Genomic DNA, 18337 nt, shown 5'->3' with positions numbered 1-18337 from the left:
GCGTCGATGGGAAGCAGCCCCGCTGGCACCCGTCCGGGCCGCCGGGCGAGACCGATGAACGACCGCCGGTACGGACCGGTGAAGTACGTCATGATCCACGGCACGGTGGCGGCCGAAATGCCGTTCCGGAGCGTCCCTATGCTGGGCGTGAGTACGAATGTCTGGCCGTTTACCGCGGCCGCCAGCAACATATTGATAAACACCCGGGTGTGCTCGGGGGGAAGGCAACACGATGACCGATATCGCCACCCGCACCTGGGACGGCATGACCATCCCGGTGGCTGGCACCTATCTTCTCGATCAGGCGCACAAGCGGATCGGTTTCCTGTCCCGGCACATGATGGTGAGCCCGGTGCGTGGTGAGTTCGCCGAGGCCACTGCGGAGATCTTCGTGGCGGAGGACCCGCTGCTCTCCTCGGTGACGGCCACCATCATGTCGGCCAGCATCACCACCGGGAGTGTCGACCGGGACACGCATCTGAAGAGTGCCGATTTCCTCGATGTGGAGCGTTTTCCCACTCTCGAATATCGAAGCACCGGTATTAAATGGCAGGGCAACGAGGACCCCATATTCCAGTGGGCGCGGCTGCGCAACCATCGGTTGGGCGGGCGAGGCCGAAGTCACATTGTTCCGCCGCAGTCCGACGGTATTCCCGGACGATTCGTCCTCACCGGTGAGTTGACCGTGAAGGGGATCACCCGGGCCGTCGACCTGGAGGTGAATTTTGGTGGTGCTCGTCAGGATCCGTACGGGCAGAACATCTTCGGATTCAGCGCGACGGCCGAGATGAACCGTGAGGACTACGGCCTGCTCTGGAATGTCGTCCTGGAGAGCGGCGGGGTGCTGGTCGGCAAGACGGTGCAGATCGAGATCGCCGGCGAAGCCATCTACCAGGCCTGAACCACGTCATCCCCGCCAGCTGCCTGGCGGGGACGAGCGACGACTGCTCGGTAGGAATGAGCCAGAGCGTCAGGCGCCGACGCGGCGCAGCAGACCTTCCTGGACGGCGCTGGCGATCTGCTGGCCGTCCGTGGTGAACATCCGGCCGGTGGCCAGCCCGCGCGCGCCGGACGCCGACGGGCTCAGGCAGTCGTAGAGGAACCACTCGTCGGCCCGGAACGGCCGGTGGAACCACAGCGCGTGGTCCAGGCTCGCGCCGACCAACCCGCCCGGCCCCCACACCTCGCCGTGTGCGGAGAGCACCGAGTCCAGCAGGGTGAGGTCCGAGGCGTAGGTGAGCGCGCAGGCGTGCAGCAGGGGGTCGTCGGGCAGTTTGCCGTCGATACGCATCCAGACACGCTGGTGCGGGTCGGCGGGCCGGTCGCCGGGGCGGACCCAGCCGGGCTCGCCCACGTAGCGCACGTCGATCGGTCGTGGGATCTGACCCCAGATGCCCAGCCGCTCCGGGTATCGGGAGAGCCGGTCGGTCATCGTCGGCACGTCCTGCGGCGGGGGTACGTCCAGCGGGGCCGGGGCCTGGTGGTCCAGGCCCTCCTCGGCCCGCTGGAACGACGCCGACATGAAGAAGATCGGCTTGCCGTGCTGGAGGGCGACCGCGCGGCGGACCGAGAAGGACCGGCCGTCGCGGATGTTCTCCACCTCGTAGGCGATCGGTTCGACCGGGTCGCCGGGGCGGACGAAGTAGCCGTGCAGCGAGTGCACGAACCGCTCCGGGTCGACGGTGCGGCCGGCGGCGACCAGGGCCTGACCGGCGACCTGGCCGCCGTACACCCGTTGTGGGCCGACCGGGGGGCTCATCCCCCGGAAGGTCATCTCCCCGGTCGGGTCGAGGTCCAGCACTTCCAGCAGCTGGTCCACCGCCGCCTGGCCGACCGCGACCCGACCGTCGCTCACTGCAGGGCCCGCGCCGACGCGGCGTCGACCAGCGAGCCGAGCTGGTGTACGCGCAGCGTGTTGGTCGAGCCGGGGGTGCCGGGCGGGCTACCCGCCACGATCACCACGTAGTCACCGGGGTTGGCCCGGTCGAGGCCGAGCAGCGCCTGGTCGACCTGGCGGAACATGTCGTCGGTGTGCTGCACGAACGGCATCAGGAAGGTCTCCACGCCCCAGGTGAGGGCGAGCTGGTCACGCACCTCGGGGACCGGCGTGAAGGCCAGCAGCGGCAGGTCACAGTGCAGGCGGGACAGCCGTCGCACGGTGTCACCGGTCTGCGAGAACGCGACGAGCGCCTTGGCGTTGATGGCCCGGGCGATCGACGAGGCGGCGACGGTGAGAGCGCCACCGTGGGTACGCGGGTCGTGCTGCAACCGCGGCACCCCGATGGAACCGGCCTCGGTGGTCGTCACGATCTTGGCCATGGTGCTCACGGTGAGCACCGGATACTTGCCGACGCTGGTCTCGCCGGAGAGCATCACCGCGTCCGCGCCGTCGAGCACCGCGTTGGCGACGTCGGAGGCCTCCGCCCGGGTGGGACGGGAGTTCTCGATCATGGAGTCGAGCATCTGGGTGGCCACGATGACGGGCTTGGCGTTCTCCCGGCACAGCTGCACGGCGCGCTTCTGCACCAGCGGGACCTCGTCCAGCGGCATCTCGACACCGAGGTCACCGCGGGCGACCATGACGCCGTCGAAGGCCAGCACGATGGCCTCCAGGTGCTCCACCGCCTCCGGCTTCTCGACCTTGGCGAGCACCGGCCGGAACACGCCCTCCTCGGCCATGATCCCGTGCACGAGCTTGATGTCCTCGGCCGAGCGGACGAAGGAGAGCGCCACCAGGTCGACGCCGAGCCCCAGGGAGAAGCGCAGGTCCTCGGCGTCCTTGTCCGACATGGCGGGCACGCTGACCGCCACGTTGGGCAGCGACACGCCCTTGTTGTTGGAGACCGGGCCGCCCTCGGTGACGAGGCAGCGGATGTCGTTGCCGGTGACGTCGGTGACCTCGACGGCGACCCGACCGTCGTCGATCAGCAGCCGGTCACCGGGCTTCACCTCCTGCGGCAGCTTGCGGTAGGTGCAGGAGACCCGCTCCTTGGTGCCGATGACGTCGTCGCCGGTGATCACGACGGAGTCACCGGTGCGCCACTCGTGAGGGCCGTCGGCGAACCGACCGAGCCGGATCTTGGGGCCTTGCAGGTCGGCGAGGACGGCGACCGGCTTACCTGTTGCCTCCGACGCCTCCCGGACCAGTCGGTAGACCGCCTCGTGGTCGGCGTGGCTGCCGTGGCTGAAGTTGAGCCTCGCCACGTTCATGCCGGCCTCGACGAGACCCCGGATGCGCTCCGGGGACGAGGTGGCGGGACCAAGAGTGCAGACGATCTTCGCGCGGCGTGTCACGCCCATCAGGCTAGTCTCTCCTTCAGGTCGGACTCGGGGCCGACCCCTTGCAGGCAGCGGAACAGGTGTCCAACGACGCGCGGTGCGCGTCGGGCCGGCGGGCGGAACCGCACCGGGAACGTTGTGGCGACGGGCATCAGCGACCGCGCGCCGGGAATCGTACGCCTCTGTCGGCGTGCGCTGTCGGGGTGCTCCCGGCGGCGGCTCACTCCGGGTGCCCCGAGAGCGGCAGGCAGCGGCTCATTCCGGGTGCTCCGGGGGCGGCAGGGTGGGCACCGCGTGCAGCAGGTCGCGGGGGTCGTAGCGGCGCTTGGCCCGGCGCAGCCGCGCCCAGTTCGCGCCGTAGGCGAGCCGGACCCGGTCGGTCTCCTCGGGGGCGAGCAGGTTGGGGTAGCCACCGGGCAGGGCGTGCGGGGCGAGCGCCGCAGAGGTCCGCTCGGCCCACTCGCGGTGCGGACCGGCCTGGTCGCCGGGAGCCCACACCGCGATGATCTCGGCCATCAGGTGATCGGTGCGCAGCCCGAACGCCGTGTCGCCGGGTCGGACCCGGGTTGCCGCGCCGTGGAAGTGGTGCACGGCCAGCGCGGAGAACGGAGAGGTGACCTGCCGGGCCGCGTCGACGAGCGTGTCCACCGCGATGTCGGTGAGCGCGGGCAACCACCGGGTCCGCAGCAGGTAGTGGTTGCCGTCGACCATCCCACCGTCGAACATCCTCAGCGCGTCCGCGTACGGCATCGGGCCGATCTGGTCGACCAGTGGGGTGCCCAACGCGCGCAGCCGGTCCATCCACGGCGCCCCGGCGTTCAGGTCGGGGCCGCTGTAGAACGGGCACACGAAGATCACCGGCTCGCCGGCCGGGCCGGGCAGGAAGCCGGCCATCACGGTCAGCTCGTCCGGAGCCTCGGCGACCAGCGCGCCGTAGCCGCGCAGCACGGCCGGCGCCTCGGAGAGCGCGAACATGATCATGCCGGCCAGCACACCGGGCAGCCGGTGCGCGCGGAAGCGCAGCTCGGTGACGATGCCGAGGTTCCCGCCGCCGCCGCGCAACGCCCAGTACAGCTCGGCGTCGTGCCGGGGGTCGGCGGTGACCCGGCGGCCGTCGGCGAGAACCACCTCCGCGCCGAGCAGGCTGTCCAGGGCCAGACCGAACCGGCCGCACAGCGGGCCGTACCCGCCGGCGAGGGTGAGCCCGGCCATCCCCACGGCGCCGACCACGCCGGTGGGGACCACCAGGTCGTACGGGCGGGCGGCGGCGAGCAGCTCGGCCGCCGTCGCGCCGCCGCCGATGGTCACCGTGGCCGCGTCCTTGTCGACGCGAACGGAGCGCAGCCCGGTCAGATCGAGCGCCAGAGCGCCGTCACGCAGCGCCCGGCCGGCCCAGTCGTGCCCTCCAGAGCGGACCGAGAGGGGCAGGTGGCACCGGGTGGCGATGCGGACCGCCTCGGCCACCTCGTCGGAGTCCTGGCACTCGGCGACCAGCGCGGGCGTGCACGCCACCGCGCCGTTCCAGAGCCGGGTGGTGGCGGCGTAACCGGGATCGCCCGGCTCGTGCAGCCGGTCGCCGAGCAGGGCACGCAGTCGGGCGGCGGCCGATGCGACATCGGGGGTGGCGGCGGAGATCATGGCGACTCCTCGACCGGGGCCGACCCACGACACCGGGTACGCCCCGGCGGCGGCCCGCGCAGGGCGCGACCGTAGCACCGGCAGGCGGGCGAGCGCCGTCATCATCACGACAGCCACCGATGGGCTGGCGGCTCAGCTGCCCGCCTTGACCAGTGGGAACTCCAGGGAACCGGCCGGGCAGAGGAAGGTCAGCACCTCCACCCGGTAGAGCCCGGCCTGCACCGCCGGGTCAGCCTCCAGCACGCTGCGGACATCGTCGACGCTGCCGGTACGGGCCAGCCCGAAGCCGATCGGCGGGTCCGGCTCGCGCGCCGGCCCGTCCACTGAGCCGGCGACCAGGACGATGCCGCGTCGCTGCAACGCCTGCATGTGTTCGGCGTGCTCGGCCTGCAACCGTTGCACGGTCTCCGCGGGCAGGGCCCGCCCGGCCGCGCCGGGATAGATCACGATGCACTCGTACGTGTCGAGCGCGAAGTTGACCTGCGGCACTCCCATGGGTGCTCCCTCCGCCGTCGCGCCGGAACGCACCGGCTCCGGCCAGCGTCGCACGGACACCCCGGTCGTACCGGGCGCTTCCCGGCAACTCGGCTCGGCGCGCTGCCGGCGTGTCCGCGCCCACACTCGGCCGACCGGCGGCATGGCGGCGGGGTTCCGGGGGATGATCCTTCGGTGGTGGGTGGGCTCTTCACGCCCGCGCTGTCCACGCCCGCCACGACGAGACGATTGGGGATCGGGCAATGGCAACAAATATCAGTGAGCAGCCCGCGAAGGCGTCCGGCACGTACCGGATCGGTGGCGATGTCACAGTCAACCGGCTCGGCTACGGGGCCATGCAGATCACCGGCCCGGGTGTCTGGGGTGACCCGAAGGACCCGGCCGAAGCGGTTCGTGTGCTGCGCCGTGCGGTCGAGCTGGGCGTGACGTTCATCGACACCGCCGACTCGTACGGGCCGTTCGTCTCGGAGTTGCTGATCCGGGAGGCGCTGCACCCGTACGCCGATGACCTGGTGATCGCGACCAAGGCCGGGCTGAGCCGCTCCGGCCCCGGCGACTGGCGTGCGCTGGGCCGCCCGGAGTACCTGCGCCAGCAGTGCGAGCTGAGCCTGCGCCACCTCGGCCTGGACAGCATCCCGCTGTACCAGCTGCACCGGATCGACCCGAAGGTGCCGCTCGCCGATCAGCTCGGTGAGCTGGCCCTGCTGCGGGAGGAAGGCAAGATCCAGCACATCGGGCTGTCCGAGGTGAGCGTCGCGCAGATCGAGGAGTCCCGGGCGATCACCACGATCGCGTCGGTGCAGAACCTGTACAACCTCGCCAACCGCAGCGCCGAGGACGTGCTGGAGTACTGCGAGCGCAACGACCTCGCGTTCATCCCGTGGTACCCGATCGCGACAGGTGAGCTGGCCCGCCCGGGCGGGCCGCTGGACGCCATCTCCACCGCGCACGGCGCGTCCCCCGCGCAGCTCGCGTTGGCCTGGCTGCTGCGCCGCTCGCCGGTGATGCTGCCGATCCCCGGCACGTCCTCGGTGGCGCACCTGGAGGAGAACGTGGGCGCGGCCGACGTGCGGCTCACCGACGACGAGTTCGAGGCGCTCGCCAAGGCGAGCTGACCCACCGCTCCGGACGCCGTCGGCTCAGCCGGCGGCGTCCGAAACCGGGTTCCCGGGCGCCGTCGGGTCAGTCGACGGCGTCCGGGCCGGGCTCTCGGGCGGCGCGTAGCGCCTCGGTCGCCTGGGCCAGCAGGCGAGCGGAGTCGGTCCGTCCGCTCACCTGCAACTCCACTTCGGTGTCCCCGGTCTGGATCCGGATGCTGGCCTCGGTGCGCTGCTGGTCGACCCAGGACTGCAACAGGTTGAACAGCCCCGGAAGCAGCCCCTGGGCCAGCACCGCGATGATCACCGCGTCGCTGAAACCCGGCCGGCCACCGCCGCCGCCGGCCGGGCGGACTCCCGGCCGGTACTCGGGGCGGCGGTGGATCCAGGTCAGCAGGTCGACCGACGGAGGCTGCCGCTGCCGGGGGTTGATGGTCAGCCGGACGGGCAGCCGGGCTGCGGTGTCGCTGTCGGTCACGGTCTGTCTCCCGGTCAGTCGGCGGCGGGTCGGAAGGTCACGTTGTCCCCGTCGGCGGTGGCGACGCCCGCGACGGTGAACGCATTGTCGTCCTTGAACGGTGAGCTGCCGCCGAAGTAGGTGGTCGTGCCACTCGCCTCCACCCTGCCCTGGGTCTCGGTCGGGGTGGAAACCTGGGCGCTGGCCGGGCCGGTGAGTTCGACGGCGAGCTTCGGGTATTCGAGGATCTTCCAGGTGATCTTCTGGATGGAGCCGCCGTAGTAGCGGAACGGGCAGCCCGGCGGGGCGGCGACGGTCTGCTTGGCGCACTCGTCCAACCAGGCGCGTACCCGGGCCTCGACGGCCTCGATCGCCGCCGGCTTGAGCACCGGCGCCAGTTGCAGGACGGCTGCGGTCTCCCCCGGGCCCACCAGCACGGTCGCGGTCGGCGTCTCGCTGAGCGCGCTGGACGGGCCGGTCGCGCTGTAACCGCCGGGCAGCAGCACCACTGGCGGGCCCTCGGTGGCGACCGGCAGCTCCACCCCGTTGAGCCGTACTCCGGGGTCGGCGATCGCGGCGTTGAGCTGGGTCGGCCCGCCGCTCAACCGCCAGCCGTGGAACAGCCCGGCGGTGGTCTCGTCCTCGCGGCGCAGGGTGAGGGTGGTGGTCTCCCGCGCGTCACCCAGCCGGTACGCCACAGTGGCGGTGGCGCTGTCGCCGTCGCGCTCCAACGAGCTGATCTTGACGTCGGTCGGTGGTTGGTAGCCCTTGCCGCGCAGCAGTTGCGCGAGCAGCTTGGTGTCGGCCCCGCTGCCCTGGTCGGTCAGGTAACCGAGCGCGGCGTCGCTGTCCCGGTCGGCGAGCGCGGCGAAGTAGCCGTCGATCGCCGCCTGGGGGCGGAAGAACGCCCACTGCACCACGCCGAGCCCGCTGGTGCCGAGGCAGGCGACCAGTGTGAGGGCGCCGACCAGCAGCCAGGTGCGGCGGGTGCCGACCGGGCCGGCGGGGTTGAACAGCCCATCGGCGGTGACGGGCTGGGCCGCCCCGGGCGCACCGGCCAGCGACGCCCGCTCCAACGCGTCGAGCCGCAGCTCGTGCGGCGGGTGGGTGGCGCAGACCGCCTCGTCCCAGCCGCTGCGGCCGGTCTCGAAGGACAGCCGCCGTTCCAGGATGCGCCGCAGTCCGTCGACGTGCCCGGTGAGCACGGCGCCGAGGTCGGCCCGGTACTCGGCCGCCCGCACGTCACGGGCGTGCAGTGGCAGCACCACGTACCGCATGGTGAGCAGCACCGGCCAGAAGAACACGAAGACCACGAAGTTGGTGCCCGGGTGCGGGAACGTCCGCATCAGCCAGGTCGGCAGGGCGTGCGCGAGGGTCAGCGGCAGGCCGACACCGCGGACGAAGGCGCTGGTGATCTCGTCCCCGGTCCGCCAGTGCACCAGCTCGTGGCTGAGCAGCGCGGCGACCTCGTCGTCCGGTTCGGTCAGCACGGCGGTGGTGACCACCACGTGTCGGGCGTACGTGCGGGCGTTGCTCAGGACCGGGTCGTCCTCCATGAGCAGCCGGGGCACGCTGGGCAGGCCGAGCCGTCGGGCGCAGTCATCGAGGATGGGGCGCAGCCGCGCGTCCTCGCGGCGGCTGGGCTGGCGGGCGCCCGAGACGACCAGCAGGCGGGGTTCGAGCAGCACCCGGTAGAGCGTGTAGATGACGCCGATCAGCGCCGCCGCGACGACAGTGCCGATCAGGCCGGTGAGCAGCGCGAAGGGCTCGTCGGCGACGCCCAGCCAGGGCAGCGCCAGCACGACGAGGAAGCCGACCAGGAAGCCGATCGCGAAGCCGGCCACGCCGCCGAGCACCCCGCCGGAACGGGTCAGGAAGGCCTCGATCAGCGAGCCGATCAGCGGGGCGTCGCGCAGCACCTGGGGCACCTGGTCGTTGGCGCCGGCCCCGATGGCGAAGAGCCCGGCGACGCCGAACGCGAGACCGCCCCAGAACGCGACGAGCAGCGCGATCGGCAGGTAGAACCAGGTGGCGAGGAACGCGCCGACCACGCCGCGCCAGTCCCGCAGGATTCCGGCCCGCAGCCAGACCAGCGCGCTGGGGTAGCCCGGTGGGCGGTCGGCGAACCCGCCGGTGGGCGGCGGGGTGTGGGCCGACAGCGGTTGGGCGGCCCGGACGTCGAGCTGCGGCACGGTCGGCGGGGTGGTCTCCGGCGGCACGGTGGGCGGCTCGGTCATGAGCGCTGCTCCCTCTCGGAGGATGGCGTCCACTGTCGGGAATGGACAGCCGCAGCAGGCTATCGAGGACCCCTGATGCCTGAAACCCCCCTTCCCACGAACGTCGCGCACCCGACACTCACCGTCGCGGATCCGGTGCGGCCGCCCCGTCCGGGACCACCGCACCGGACCGGATCAGAGCGCGAGGCAGTTGGGTCGCACCGGGCCGTCGACCAGGGCGCCGCGCACGATGGTGTACGCCGTGCCGTCGAGCACCAGACCGAGGTGCCCCACCACCCGCAGCGGGCAGTACGCCTGGATCAGCACGTTCGTCGCACCGTCGTTGACGGCGGCGTTCCCGGTCGGCCGGACCAACTCGTCCTGCAAACTGCGGATGGTGGTGTAGCGCACCGCGCCCGGGGTGTCGTCGCCGGCGTTGAGGTCGGCGAGGAACGCCGAGCCGATGCTCATCTGTTGGCAGGCCACCACGCCGGCGCAGCTGCCCAGACCCAGGAACGCCACGATGTTGGCGACGTACGTGCCGTACTGCGGTGTGCCCAGGCTGACGTAGCGACCGACGGTGGCGGTGCCGCCGAGCCGCTTGAGGTAGTACCGGCTGACCAGGCCGCCTTCGGAGTGGGCGACGACGTCCACGCTCGCCGCGCCGGTGCTGGCGCGGACCTGGTTGACGTAGCTGGCGAACGCGCGGGCCGAGGTGGGGATGTCACCGAGGCCCAGCCCGGGCAGCTGGTAGATGAAGGTGCGGTAGCCGTCGGCGCGCAGGCGGGCGGCGATCGGCTCGTACGCGACGGCGACGCCGCTGAGCCCGCCGACAACAATGACGGGGTTGGCCGCCGCGGCGGCGAAGGGTGTCGTGGGAGCGGCGGTGGCCGGGGCCGGCTCGGCGGGGGCGGCGGTCGCCGTGGCGGTGGACGCGAGCAGCGCGGCGGTGGCGAGGGCCAGGACGAGGGCGGTCTTTCGGAGCAGCATCGCTGCACCTCCGGGGGGAGGCGCCCGGCGAACCGGGCAGGTGGGTGGGGGTGTCCGGTCGACCGTGTGACGATCATCCCCGCAACAATTCAGAAACGTCAATGACTTGTTACGCGCCGGTAACCCGTTGTTCCGACGGAGGCGTAAACGGTCATACCGTCACGCTCCATATCGGACACCGACCCTGCCTGGCATGCTGTGGCCGTGGCTGTCGACGAACCCAGCGAGCGCGAGCTGCGGGTGATGCCGTGGTGGCTGGTCCTCGTCGGCCTGCTGGTCGCCATCGCCCTGGGCTGGCTGGTGCTGGACCTGCTGCTCACCGAGGCCGACCGGGCCAGCCAACCGGACACCCGCGCCACGCTGCGCATCGACGCGATCCGCACCGGCCTGACCGTCGTCGCGGGCACCGGCGGAGGGCTCGCGCTGCTGCTCGCCGCCCGCCGCCAGTGGATCGCCGAACGGGCGCAACGGCACCAGGAGAACGTCGCCGCACGGGACCAGGTGCACCGGGACCGGGTGCAGGCGCACGCCGAGGCGGTGGCCGAGGCCGCGCAGCGCCACCAGGACCGGCAGTCCGGGGCCGCCGAGCACGACGCGGCGGAGCGTCGACTGACCGAGCTCTACACCCGGGCGGTCGAGCTGCTCGGCAACGACAGCGCGGCGGTGCGCCTCGGCGGCCTGCACGCGCTGGAGCGCCTCGGTCAGGCCAACCCGGGCAGCGCCCGACGATCGCGGCGGTGCTCTGCGCGTACCTGCGGATGCCGGCGCCCGACGGCGAGCCGCGCGAGACGGAGGTCCGGCGCAGCGCGCAGCGCGTGCTCACCCGGCACCTGCGCGCGGACGACGCTGCGCACTGGCCGGAGCTGAGGCTCGACCTGGCCGGCGCCACGCTTGTCGACTTCGACGCCGCCGGCTGCACGCTCGTCGACGCGAACTTCACCGAGGCGGTGTTCACCGGTACGACCACCTTCGCGGGCGCGACGGCGCGGGGGCGGCTCCTGCTCGACGCGGCGACCTTCGGCGACGTGGTCTTCGAAGGGCTCGCGGCCGACGGCGAGGTCATCCTCGACGACGTTCGCGTCGGCGGTGGGGCCAGCTTCGATGGTGGCGCCCTTCCCGGCGGCCTGGCCTGCCGGCGAGCCAGCTTCGCCGGCCCGACCTCGTTTCGCCGGGTGACCTTCGGTCAGCCGACCAGCTTCGACGCCACCCGCTTCGAGGACGCCGCCACGTTCCGGGAGGCCGTCTTCGACGGCGCCCTGTCGATGGAGCACACCGAGTTCGGCAGGTCGGCCAACTTCCACTCGGTCCGTTTCACGAACATGGCGCTGTTCCGCTGGACGGTGTTCGGCGCGGAGGCGTTGTTCGACCGGGCCCGCTTTCTCGACGCCGCGAACTTCGGCCGGGCCCGGTTCCACAGCATGGCCAGCTTCCGCGACACACAGTTCAGCCGGCCGCCGCAGGTCGAGCAGGCCCGGGCGGTGGCCGATCCCGGCCACCGCTGGCCGGCGGGCACGACCGTGGATCGCCTCGACGACGAGTGGCTGCTGCTGGTCGACCGCTGACCGGCCGGGACGGTCGTCAGCGTGGCGCGGCCGGCTGGGCCGTCAGCGCGGCGTGGCTGGCGGGCGCAGGCCGTCCAGGGCCACGCCGAGCACCCGGTCACGCTGCTCGGGTGACGGGAACTGGGCCATGGTGAGGCCACTGATCAGCCGCACCACGTCGTCGAAGCCGATGTCGTCACGGACCACACCGGCGGCCTGTGCGCGACGCATCAGCGGCTCACCGGCGGAGAAGATCTCCGCCCGGCAGCTGGTGAAGATCTCGGAGTCGTGCAGCAGCTGCTCGGCGAGCGCCCGCTTGGTGGCGACGTACGCGACGAAGCGGTGCAGCCAGGCGACGAGCGCGTCCCAGGGCGGCAGCTCGGCGAGGCCCTCGGCGGTGTGGCACAGCGCCCGGACCTCCTCGACGTAGACGGCCTCGAACAGGTGCTGGCGGGTCGGGAAGTTGCGGTAGAGCGTGCCGATGCCCACGCCGGCCCGACGGGCCACGTCCTCCAGGGAGGCGGCGGCGCCGTTCTCGGCGAACGCATCGCGTGCCGCCGCGATCAGGGCGTCGTAGTTACGCCGCGCGTCGGCCCGCTTGGGCCGCTGGGCGAAGACCTCGGGCGCCTGCCCCGCGCTGGTCATGACGTGCGTCACCTCACCCTGGTTGCATCCGGAGGCAACCCTCCGCTAGCTTAGTGGAGGCACCCCTCCGGAATCCCGGAGGCCTGCCTCCGGTTACTGTACCTCGGGACCCGCCCGATCGCCGCCTGGCCACCCCGATCGCCCGGACCCCGACAGACCACCCCGTCCCGGACGGACGGGCGACAAAGCCTTCATTCCCGTACGTAATCAGGGAGTTTTCTCTCGTGGCAGTGACTTCCCGACGCAGCTCGCGTCGGCTCACCTTCACCGTGCTCGCGGCCGGCGCCGGGTTCTTCGCGATGCTCCAGTCGCTGATCACCCCGGTGCTGCCGACCATCCAGCAGGACCTGCACACCTCCCAGAACACCGTGACCTGGGTCCTGACCGCCTACCTGCTCAGCGCGTCGATCTTCACGCCGATCCTCGGACGCGTCGGCGACATGGTCGGCAAGGAGCGGATGCTCGTCGTCTCGCTCGCCGCACTGGCCCTCGGCTGCCTGCTCGCCGCCATCGCGCCGAACATCGGCATCCTCATCCTCGCCCGGGTCGTGCAGGGCATCGGCGGAGCGGTCTTCCCCCTCTCGTTCGGCATCATCCGCGACGAGTTCCCAGCCGCGCGGGTCTCCACCGCGGTGGCCGCCATCTCGGCGATCGTCGCCGTCGGCGGTGGCCTGGGCATCGTGCTGGCCGGCCCGATCGTCAGCACGCTGGACTACCGCTGGCTGTTCTGGATCCCGATGGTCGTGGTCGGGCTGACCGCCGTGGCCGCGCACCTGTTCGTGCCCGAGTCGCCGGTCCGTACCCCCGGTCGCATCGACTGGCGCGCCACAGTGCTGCTCTCCGGCTGGCTGGTCGCGCTGCTGCTGCCGATCAGCCAGGGCGCCACCTGGGGCTGGACCTCCACCCGGGTGCTCGGCCTGCTGGCGCTCGCCGTGGTGCTGCTGGCCGGCTGGCTGGTCGCCGAGGTGCGCTCGAGCAACCCGCTTATCGACATGCGGATGATGCGACTGCCCGGCGTCTGGACCACCAACCTCGTCGCCCTGCTCTACGGCGCGTCGATGTTCTCCGTGTACGCGTTCCTTCCCCAGTTCGTGCAGACCCCGACCATCGCCGGCTACGGCTTCGGCGCCAGCATCAGCCAGGCCGGTCTGCTCATGCTGCCGATGCTCGTCGCGATGTTCGTCGCCGGCCTCATCGCCGGGCGACTCCAGGCCGTCTTCAGCGCCAAGGCGCAGCTCGCCACCGGTGCCGCGTTCAACGTGGCCGCGTCCGCGATGCTCGCCACCGCGCACGACACCCGCTGGGAGGTCGCCATCGCCGGTGGCCTGGTCGGCCTCGGCATCGGCCTGGCCTTCGCGTCGATGGCCAACCTGATCGTCGCCAGCGTGCCCGCCAGCCAGACCGGCGTCGCGACCGGCATGAACGCCAACATCCGCACCATCGGCGGCGCGATCGGCGCGGCCGTGGTCAGTGGCGTGATCACCGCCCACCCGCAGGCCAACGGTCTGCCCCGGGAGGCCGGCTTCACGATGGGGTTTCTCGTCCTCACGGCGATCGCCCTTGCCGCCGCGCTCGCGGCCCTCGCCGTCCCGTCCGCCCGGCGGGCGTCGGCCGGTCGCCGGCCGTCCGCCGCGACGATCGTCGAGTCGGAGCTAGCCGGCGAGTTCGCCACCATGCCGGCGACCCGCTGAGGGAACGTGTCGCAGCCCGGGCGGTTCGCCGCCCGGGCTGCTGCATGTCCAGGAGTACGCTGGCCGCTCCCCCACCCACCGACAGTCGTCTTTCAGGATGCGCCCATGTCCGAGTTGCTGACCGCCGACCGCATCGAAGAGATCGGCGCCCTGGGTTCCGCTAGCCCGAACCCGGCCGCGTTCGTCGCGGAACTGGTGAACGCCGTCGACGAGGGGCGCGTCGCGGACCCCGACGACACCGGGTACGCCCTGCTGGTCGCCGCGGACATCCTGGAACAGGCCGGTGACCTGGCCGACGCGCTCGCCCTGGCCACCCGCGCCATCGCCGAGCAGCCGGACGACAACGCGTACGCCCGAGCGGTGCGCGGCGGTCTACTGCTGCGCCTCGACCGCTCGGACGAGGGCATGGCCGAACTGACCGCCCTGCGTCCCCTGTTGGAGACCGATCCCGCGGCCACGTACCTGATCGACGAGCTGGCCGAGGCCGGCCACGCCGACACGGCGCTGGAATGGCTCACCGGGGCACTGGACGCCATCCTGGAACGGACCCGCACCCAGCAGCACGAATCCGAGGACGCCCAGGACGAGGCCGCGGCCATGATCTACGGCCTGGCCCAGCGGCGGCACGACCTGCGCGAAGAGCAGGGCCTACCCCACGACGAGTACGACAACCTCGCCGATCGGCTGCGCGCCGCGAGCACCCACGCGCTCGACGCCCTCGACGACGGCCCGGCGACACTGCTGTTCTGGCCGCAGGCGGAGTTCACCGCACTGCTGCTGCGCTGGCCCGCTCTGGTCGACAGCTACCCGGCCACCTGGGACGAGCACCGCGCCCAGATCGAACGCGCCCTCGTCGACGCCTCCGGCATGGGCGGCGCCGACCTGGGCGTGGTCGTCGGCACGGTCGCCGACCTGGCGGCCTTCGCCGAACGCACCGACAGCGACCCCACCAGCGAGGAAACCCTCGACCAGTACGCCGACAGCCTCGACGAGTCGGGCGTGACAGCCTGGCCGCCCGGCCGCAACGACACCTGCTGGTGCGGGTCCGGCGTCAAGTACAAGAAGTGCTGCCTGCCACGCTCGCGCAGCTGATTGCTCCGGGCGCTCTGACCCCGACGTACGGTCGATGCGTCCGGTCGACTCGACGATGAAGGCGATGGCGTGACCACACACGAGCAGAACGAGACGGTCGAGGACAGCCCCGTCGGCTGGGTCGCCAGCCACATCCGGCGCTACGTGCGCACCGACGGCGCGGACGGAGGCACCTTCCACGGCGTACCCTCGCTGCTGCTCACCACCCGCGGACGCCGATCGGGCAAGCTGCGCCGCACGGCACTGATGTACGGGCGCGACGGCGACAACTATCTGCTGGTGGCGTCCAACGGCGGCGCGGCCAAGCACCCCGCCTGGTACCTGAACCTCAGCGCGGACCCTGCGGTGGAGATCCAGGTCGGCGCGGAGCGGATCACGGGTCGGGCCCGGACCGCGACCGGCGAGGAGCGCGTCCGGCTGTGGCCGGTAATGACGAAGGTCTTCCCGACGTACGGCCGCTACGCGAAGGAGACCGACCGCGAGATCCCGGTCGTGGTCATAGAGCGTGATTGATATCCCTCAACGCCGGGGAGGACTAGGGTGACTGAAGGTAAGCACCCCACTCCGGCAAGGAGGACCGTCGTGCGCCGCATCATCACCGCCATTGCACTACTCGGCCTGTCACTCTCCGTCGTGCTGGCGCCGACGCCGGCGAGCGCGGCGAGCAGCGTCGAAGTCACGTCCGCGACCCTTGTCGCACGAGGCGTGGCCGTGGACATCACCCTCACCGTGACCTGCCCAGCCGGCCTGTCCGGCGCCACCGAGTTGATCGTCCGGCAGCGGTCGGGCAACCGGGTCGCCTACGCCGGCGGCTGGGCGCCTCTCAACAGCTGCACCGGCGAGCCGCAAGCCGTGACCGGGCGAGCGTGGGTGGAGGGCGGCGGGCTGGTCCTGCACAGGGGTGTCGCGCTGATCAGCGGCGGATTCGAGCTGTGCAACCAGGACGTCTGCGACTACCCAAACTTCGAGCAGACGTTCCGCATCACCCGCTGAGCGAGCGGAATCGCAAGTCGCACGGCTGGTTGGTGGGTTGCACTGCCACCACCCGTGGTCAGTTTCCCAGCGCTCGAACCTTGGCAATCGTCTCCTGCACATGCTGTTTCGCGGGGTCGCCACCCTGAGAAGCCTGCGCGAGCGCCTGACGGTACGAGTCGATCATGCCGATCAGCGGACCGCCGGCCACACCCTCCAGGGCGCCGGCGACGAGTGCCCGTGCCTCGGCGGCGTCCTGTGCTGCCGCTGCGGTCTTGGCCTTCGCCTCGTCCAGCTTCTGCGACGCCGCCGCCAACCTCGCGATGATCTGTGCTGCGCTCACGCGCGCCTCCCCGTGATCGACCATCGCCTCCACCACCGCACCGGCAGAGACCACATGGGAGCGTACGAGATCCACGCACCCCGCGCGACCGGCCGGGTGCTTCCGCGTCACCTCGTGGGCACTGGTCGCCCCACACGAGCGGCTCCGACGGAGTCTGCCCACTGGAAGCCCGACCAAGTCCGCGTGGCGACCGAAATCTTGGACAGTTTCCGTTAGCTCGTAACGGAAACTGTCCAAGATCTAGAGCGACGCGGGATCGACAGGCTCGGGGCGGGCGGAGTTTCAGCGCTGACCGGCAGTGAGCGCAACAGTGCGGAAGATCGACACGGGATAGCTGAAGTCGGGGTATCCCGCAGGCGCGGATACCCCGACTTCCATGAAACCGAGTGGATCACGCCCCTCGGCGGGCCAGAACAGACGGGCCACGCGGCGCCTTACGGCGACGGCGGGCCGTTCTGTGCTCGGGTGATCAGGTCGTGCAACGGCTTGGTGCCGCTGCCGACCATCACACCGGTCACGACGGCGTCGACCCAGACCGCCACTCCATTCCAGTCGGCGCCGGCGACCGCGTGCAGAACGTAGAACCCGCCAGCGCTGGACGCCACGGTGGCCAACCCACTGGCGAGGCCCCACGCGACGATGGTGCGGTTCGCCTTCGCCCGTGCGACCTTGGCGGTGGCCACGGCGACCGCCTCGCGGTCAGCCTCGGTGGGGCCGTCGACCCGGCTGTTCACGTCGGTCACCGTTCGGGACAACGCGGCCTCAGCGGCGCGACCCGGCAGCCACCGCGAGAACGGTTCCAGGATCCGCTCGACCGCTGCGGCGAAGATCAGCAGGGTGAGGAAGACGCCAGTGGTGTCCTCAGGCTGGATCTTCGCCGCGGAGGCGCCGCTGCGCCAGATCAGCCAGCCGCCGACCGCGCCGACGGCGATCAGCCCGAAACCCGCCACCACCGCGCCCGCGCCGGCCTGCTGCGAAGCGGCGACGACCGACAGCCCCGGCTCCTGTTCGGAGCCAGGTGTCGCCGTTCCTACGGCGGCATCGGCGATGCCCGGCGAAGCGGCAAGCCCGTCGCTTGGCGGCATCGGCTCAACCTGGGTGGACGTCTGTCCCTGCAATTCCCTGACCAACCTTTCGACCTGCCGCTCGCGAGACGTCGAGGCGTGATGATCCAGACCCTCGGCAAGCGGATTGCGCACCGACTGCGCTCGGGGCGCGAGACTACGGCACCCGAGTGGGCACGGTGGACGGCCGGGAGGTGTGACGCTACGAGAACCGCGGAGCACAGTGGACGGACCGGCCGGCAAGCCGGGATGTCGGGCGACGGGGACCACGCCGGAGCGCGAAGTAGCCGGGAAGACCGACCGCGAGTCAGTCGGCTGTGCGGCGAATCGCAGACCGGACGCCAGGTCAGTCATCAGCGCAGGCCGCGGACCATCAGCAGGTACGCGCAGTAGGCCATCGGCACCACCAGGAAACAGATCAGGAACCCGAGCGGCAGGTACCGCGGCGGGGTACCGGCGACCATGGCCGGCCGCCCCCACCGGCCCAGCACCAGGTAGCCGCCGAAGAACGCCACCGCCGGCAACCCCGCGCAGATCCACGCGCCGAGGGTGAACCCGTCGACCAGACCCACCCCGGAGGCGAGCACCAGGATCAGCACGAGCACGCCGGCCGCCGCGCCGCACCCGGCGTAGACGGCGACCGCCCGCGCCAGCGGTGACCACGTCGGCAGCAGCGCCGGCCGCTGGGCCAGCAACTCCGCCTGCTGCCCGTGCCGGTCGGCCTCGTCGGCCATCCGCCGGGCCAGCTCCAACTCCACCGCCGGGTCGGCCGACGCCGCGCGCTGCGCGGGCACCCCGCCGCCCGCCGGGCTCACCG

Annotated in this window: 19 protein-coding genes; 8 read left to right on the top strand and 11 right to left on the bottom strand. The window is 71.7% G+C overall.

The genetic code is table 11. The features are described from left to right. Nucleotides 1–232: 232 nt before the first annotated feature. The gene (locus GUI43_RS25375; protein ID WP_112582691.1) at nt 233–901 is read left to right on the top strand and encodes a YceI family protein; all 669 of its coding nucleotides are present in this window, start codon (nt 233–235) and stop codon (nt 899–901) included. 69 nt (nt 902–970) lie between these two features. On the opposite strand, the gene GUI43_RS25370 is transcribed toward GUI43_RS25375, so the two are convergent. From GUI43_RS25370 to GUI43_RS25355, 4 genes are all read right to left on the bottom strand, one after another. Further along, nucleotides 971–1855 carry an acyl-CoA thioesterase gene (locus GUI43_RS25370; protein WP_112582692.1) on the bottom strand — a complete coding sequence of 295 codons (885 nt, stop codon included), beginning with the start codon at nt 1853–1855 and terminating at the stop codon, nt 971–973. Further along, nucleotides 1852–3300: a pyruvate kinase gene (gene pyk / locus GUI43_RS25365; protein WP_112582693.1), complete on the bottom strand. Its 1449-nt coding sequence runs from the start codon at nt 3298–3300 to the stop codon at nt 1852–1854. Before pyk ends, GUI43_RS25370 begins: the two co-directional genes overlap by 4 nt. A gap of 234 nt (nt 3301–3534) precedes the next feature. Next, nucleotides 3535–4917, bottom strand: a complete 1383-nt coding sequence (locus GUI43_RS25360) for an FAD-binding oxidoreductase (protein WP_167457646.1) — start codon at nt 4915–4917, stop codon at nt 3535–3537. A 132-nt stretch (nt 4918–5049) separates the two neighbouring features. Further along, complete coding sequence (locus GUI43_RS25355; RefSeq protein ID WP_091407872.1) at nt 5050–5412, bottom strand: YciI family protein; 363 nt, start codon at nt 5410–5412, stop codon at nt 5050–5052. A gap of 242 nt (nt 5413–5654) precedes the next feature. Here GUI43_RS25355 and GUI43_RS25350 point away from each other — a divergent pair, with 242 nt between their 5' ends. Further along, a complete protein-coding gene (locus GUI43_RS25350) occupies nt 5655–6527 on the top strand; it encodes an aldo/keto reductase (RefSeq protein WP_112582695.1) in 873 nt (290 codons plus the stop codon). 67 nt (nt 6528–6594) lie between these two features. On the opposite strand, the gene GUI43_RS25345 is transcribed toward GUI43_RS25350, so the two are convergent. The 3 genes from GUI43_RS25345 to GUI43_RS25335 all read right to left on the bottom strand — a co-directional run bounded on the left by GUI43_RS25345 (nt 6595) and on the right by GUI43_RS25335 (nt 10172). Continuing rightward, nucleotides 6595–6987, bottom strand: coding sequence for an effector-associated constant component EACC1 (locus GUI43_RS25345; protein ID WP_112582696.1), 393 nt, complete (start codon nt 6985–6987; stop codon nt 6595–6597). A 14-nt stretch (nt 6988–7001) separates the two neighbouring features. After that, a complete protein-coding gene (locus GUI43_RS25340; RefSeq protein ID WP_112699958.1) occupies nt 7002–9203 on the bottom strand; it encodes a M48 family metalloprotease in 2202 nt (733 codons plus the stop codon). Nucleotides 9204–9377: 174 nt separating this feature from the next. Beyond that, entirely contained in the window at nt 9378–10172 is a 795-nt protein-coding gene (locus GUI43_RS25335; protein ID WP_112699957.1) for an esterase/lipase family protein, read from the bottom strand. 204 nt (nt 10173–10376) lie between these two features. Between GUI43_RS25335 and GUI43_RS34710 the strand changes: the two genes are divergently transcribed. Both GUI43_RS34710 and GUI43_RS25325 read left to right on the top strand, forming a co-directional pair. Next, complete coding sequence (locus GUI43_RS34710; protein ID WP_146765955.1) at nt 10377–11039, top strand: hypothetical protein; 663 nt, start codon at nt 10377–10379, stop codon at nt 11037–11039. Next, complete coding sequence (locus tag GUI43_RS25325; protein WP_112699955.1) at nt 10931–11734, top strand: pentapeptide repeat-containing protein; 804 nt, start codon at nt 10931–10933, stop codon at nt 11732–11734. The genes GUI43_RS34710 and GUI43_RS25325 overlap by 109 nt, the downstream gene beginning before the upstream one ends. 42 nt (nt 11735–11776) lie before the next feature. Here GUI43_RS25325 and GUI43_RS25320 read toward each other — a convergent pair whose 3' ends face one another. Further along, a complete protein-coding gene (locus GUI43_RS25320; RefSeq protein ID WP_181518568.1) occupies nt 11777–12358 on the bottom strand; it encodes a TetR/AcrR family transcriptional regulator in 582 nt (193 codons plus the stop codon). A gap of 224 nt (nt 12359–12582) precedes the next feature. Between GUI43_RS25320 and GUI43_RS25315 the strand changes: the two genes are divergently transcribed. The 4 genes from GUI43_RS25315 to GUI43_RS25300 all read left to right on the top strand — a co-directional run bounded on the left by GUI43_RS25315 (nt 12583) and on the right by GUI43_RS25300 (nt 16134). Next, nucleotides 12583–14049, top strand: coding sequence for an MFS transporter (locus tag GUI43_RS25315; protein WP_112582701.1), 1467 nt, complete (start codon nt 12583–12585; stop codon nt 14047–14049). A gap of 105 nt (nt 14050–14154) precedes the next feature. Further along, nucleotides 14155–15141, top strand: a complete 987-nt coding sequence (locus tag GUI43_RS25310) for an SEC-C domain-containing protein (RefSeq protein WP_112699954.1) — start codon at nt 14155–14157, stop codon at nt 15139–15141. A 69-nt stretch (nt 15142–15210) separates the two neighbouring features. Next, entirely contained in the window at nt 15211–15654 is a 444-nt protein-coding gene (locus GUI43_RS25305) for a nitroreductase family deazaflavin-dependent oxidoreductase (protein WP_112582703.1), read from the top strand. Nucleotides 15655–15723: 69 nt separating this feature from the next. After that, nucleotides 15724–16134, top strand: a complete 411-nt coding sequence (locus GUI43_RS25300) for a hypothetical protein (RefSeq protein WP_112699953.1) — start codon at nt 15724–15726, stop codon at nt 16132–16134. 58 nt (nt 16135–16192) lie between these two features. On the opposite strand, the gene GUI43_RS25295 is transcribed toward GUI43_RS25300, so the two are convergent. The 3 genes from GUI43_RS25295 to GUI43_RS25285 all read right to left on the bottom strand — a co-directional run bounded on the left by GUI43_RS25295 (nt 16193) and on the right by GUI43_RS25285 (nt 18335). Beyond that, the gene (locus GUI43_RS25295) at nt 16193–16531 is read right to left on the bottom strand and encodes a DUF6244 family protein (protein WP_244220449.1); all 339 of its coding nucleotides are present in this window, start codon (nt 16529–16531) and stop codon (nt 16193–16195) included. A gap of 359 nt (nt 16532–16890) precedes the next feature. Further along, on the bottom strand, nt 16891–17541 hold the full coding sequence (locus GUI43_RS25290; protein ID WP_146765954.1) for a hypothetical protein: 651 nt from the start codon (nt 17539–17541) through the stop codon (nt 16891–16893). 332 nt (nt 17542–17873) lie between these two features. After that, nucleotides 17874–18335, bottom strand: a complete 462-nt coding sequence (locus GUI43_RS25285; protein ID WP_112699951.1) for a hypothetical protein — start codon at nt 18333–18335, stop codon at nt 17874–17876. Between the last annotated feature and the right edge of the window lie 2 nt (nt 18336–18337).

It is taken from the genome of Micromonospora noduli, from assembly GCF_003264365.1.
GTDB lineage: Bacteria > Actinomycetota > Actinomycetes > Mycobacteriales > Micromonosporaceae > Micromonospora > Micromonospora noduli.
This window is presented reverse-complemented; position numbering and strand designations above follow the sequence as displayed.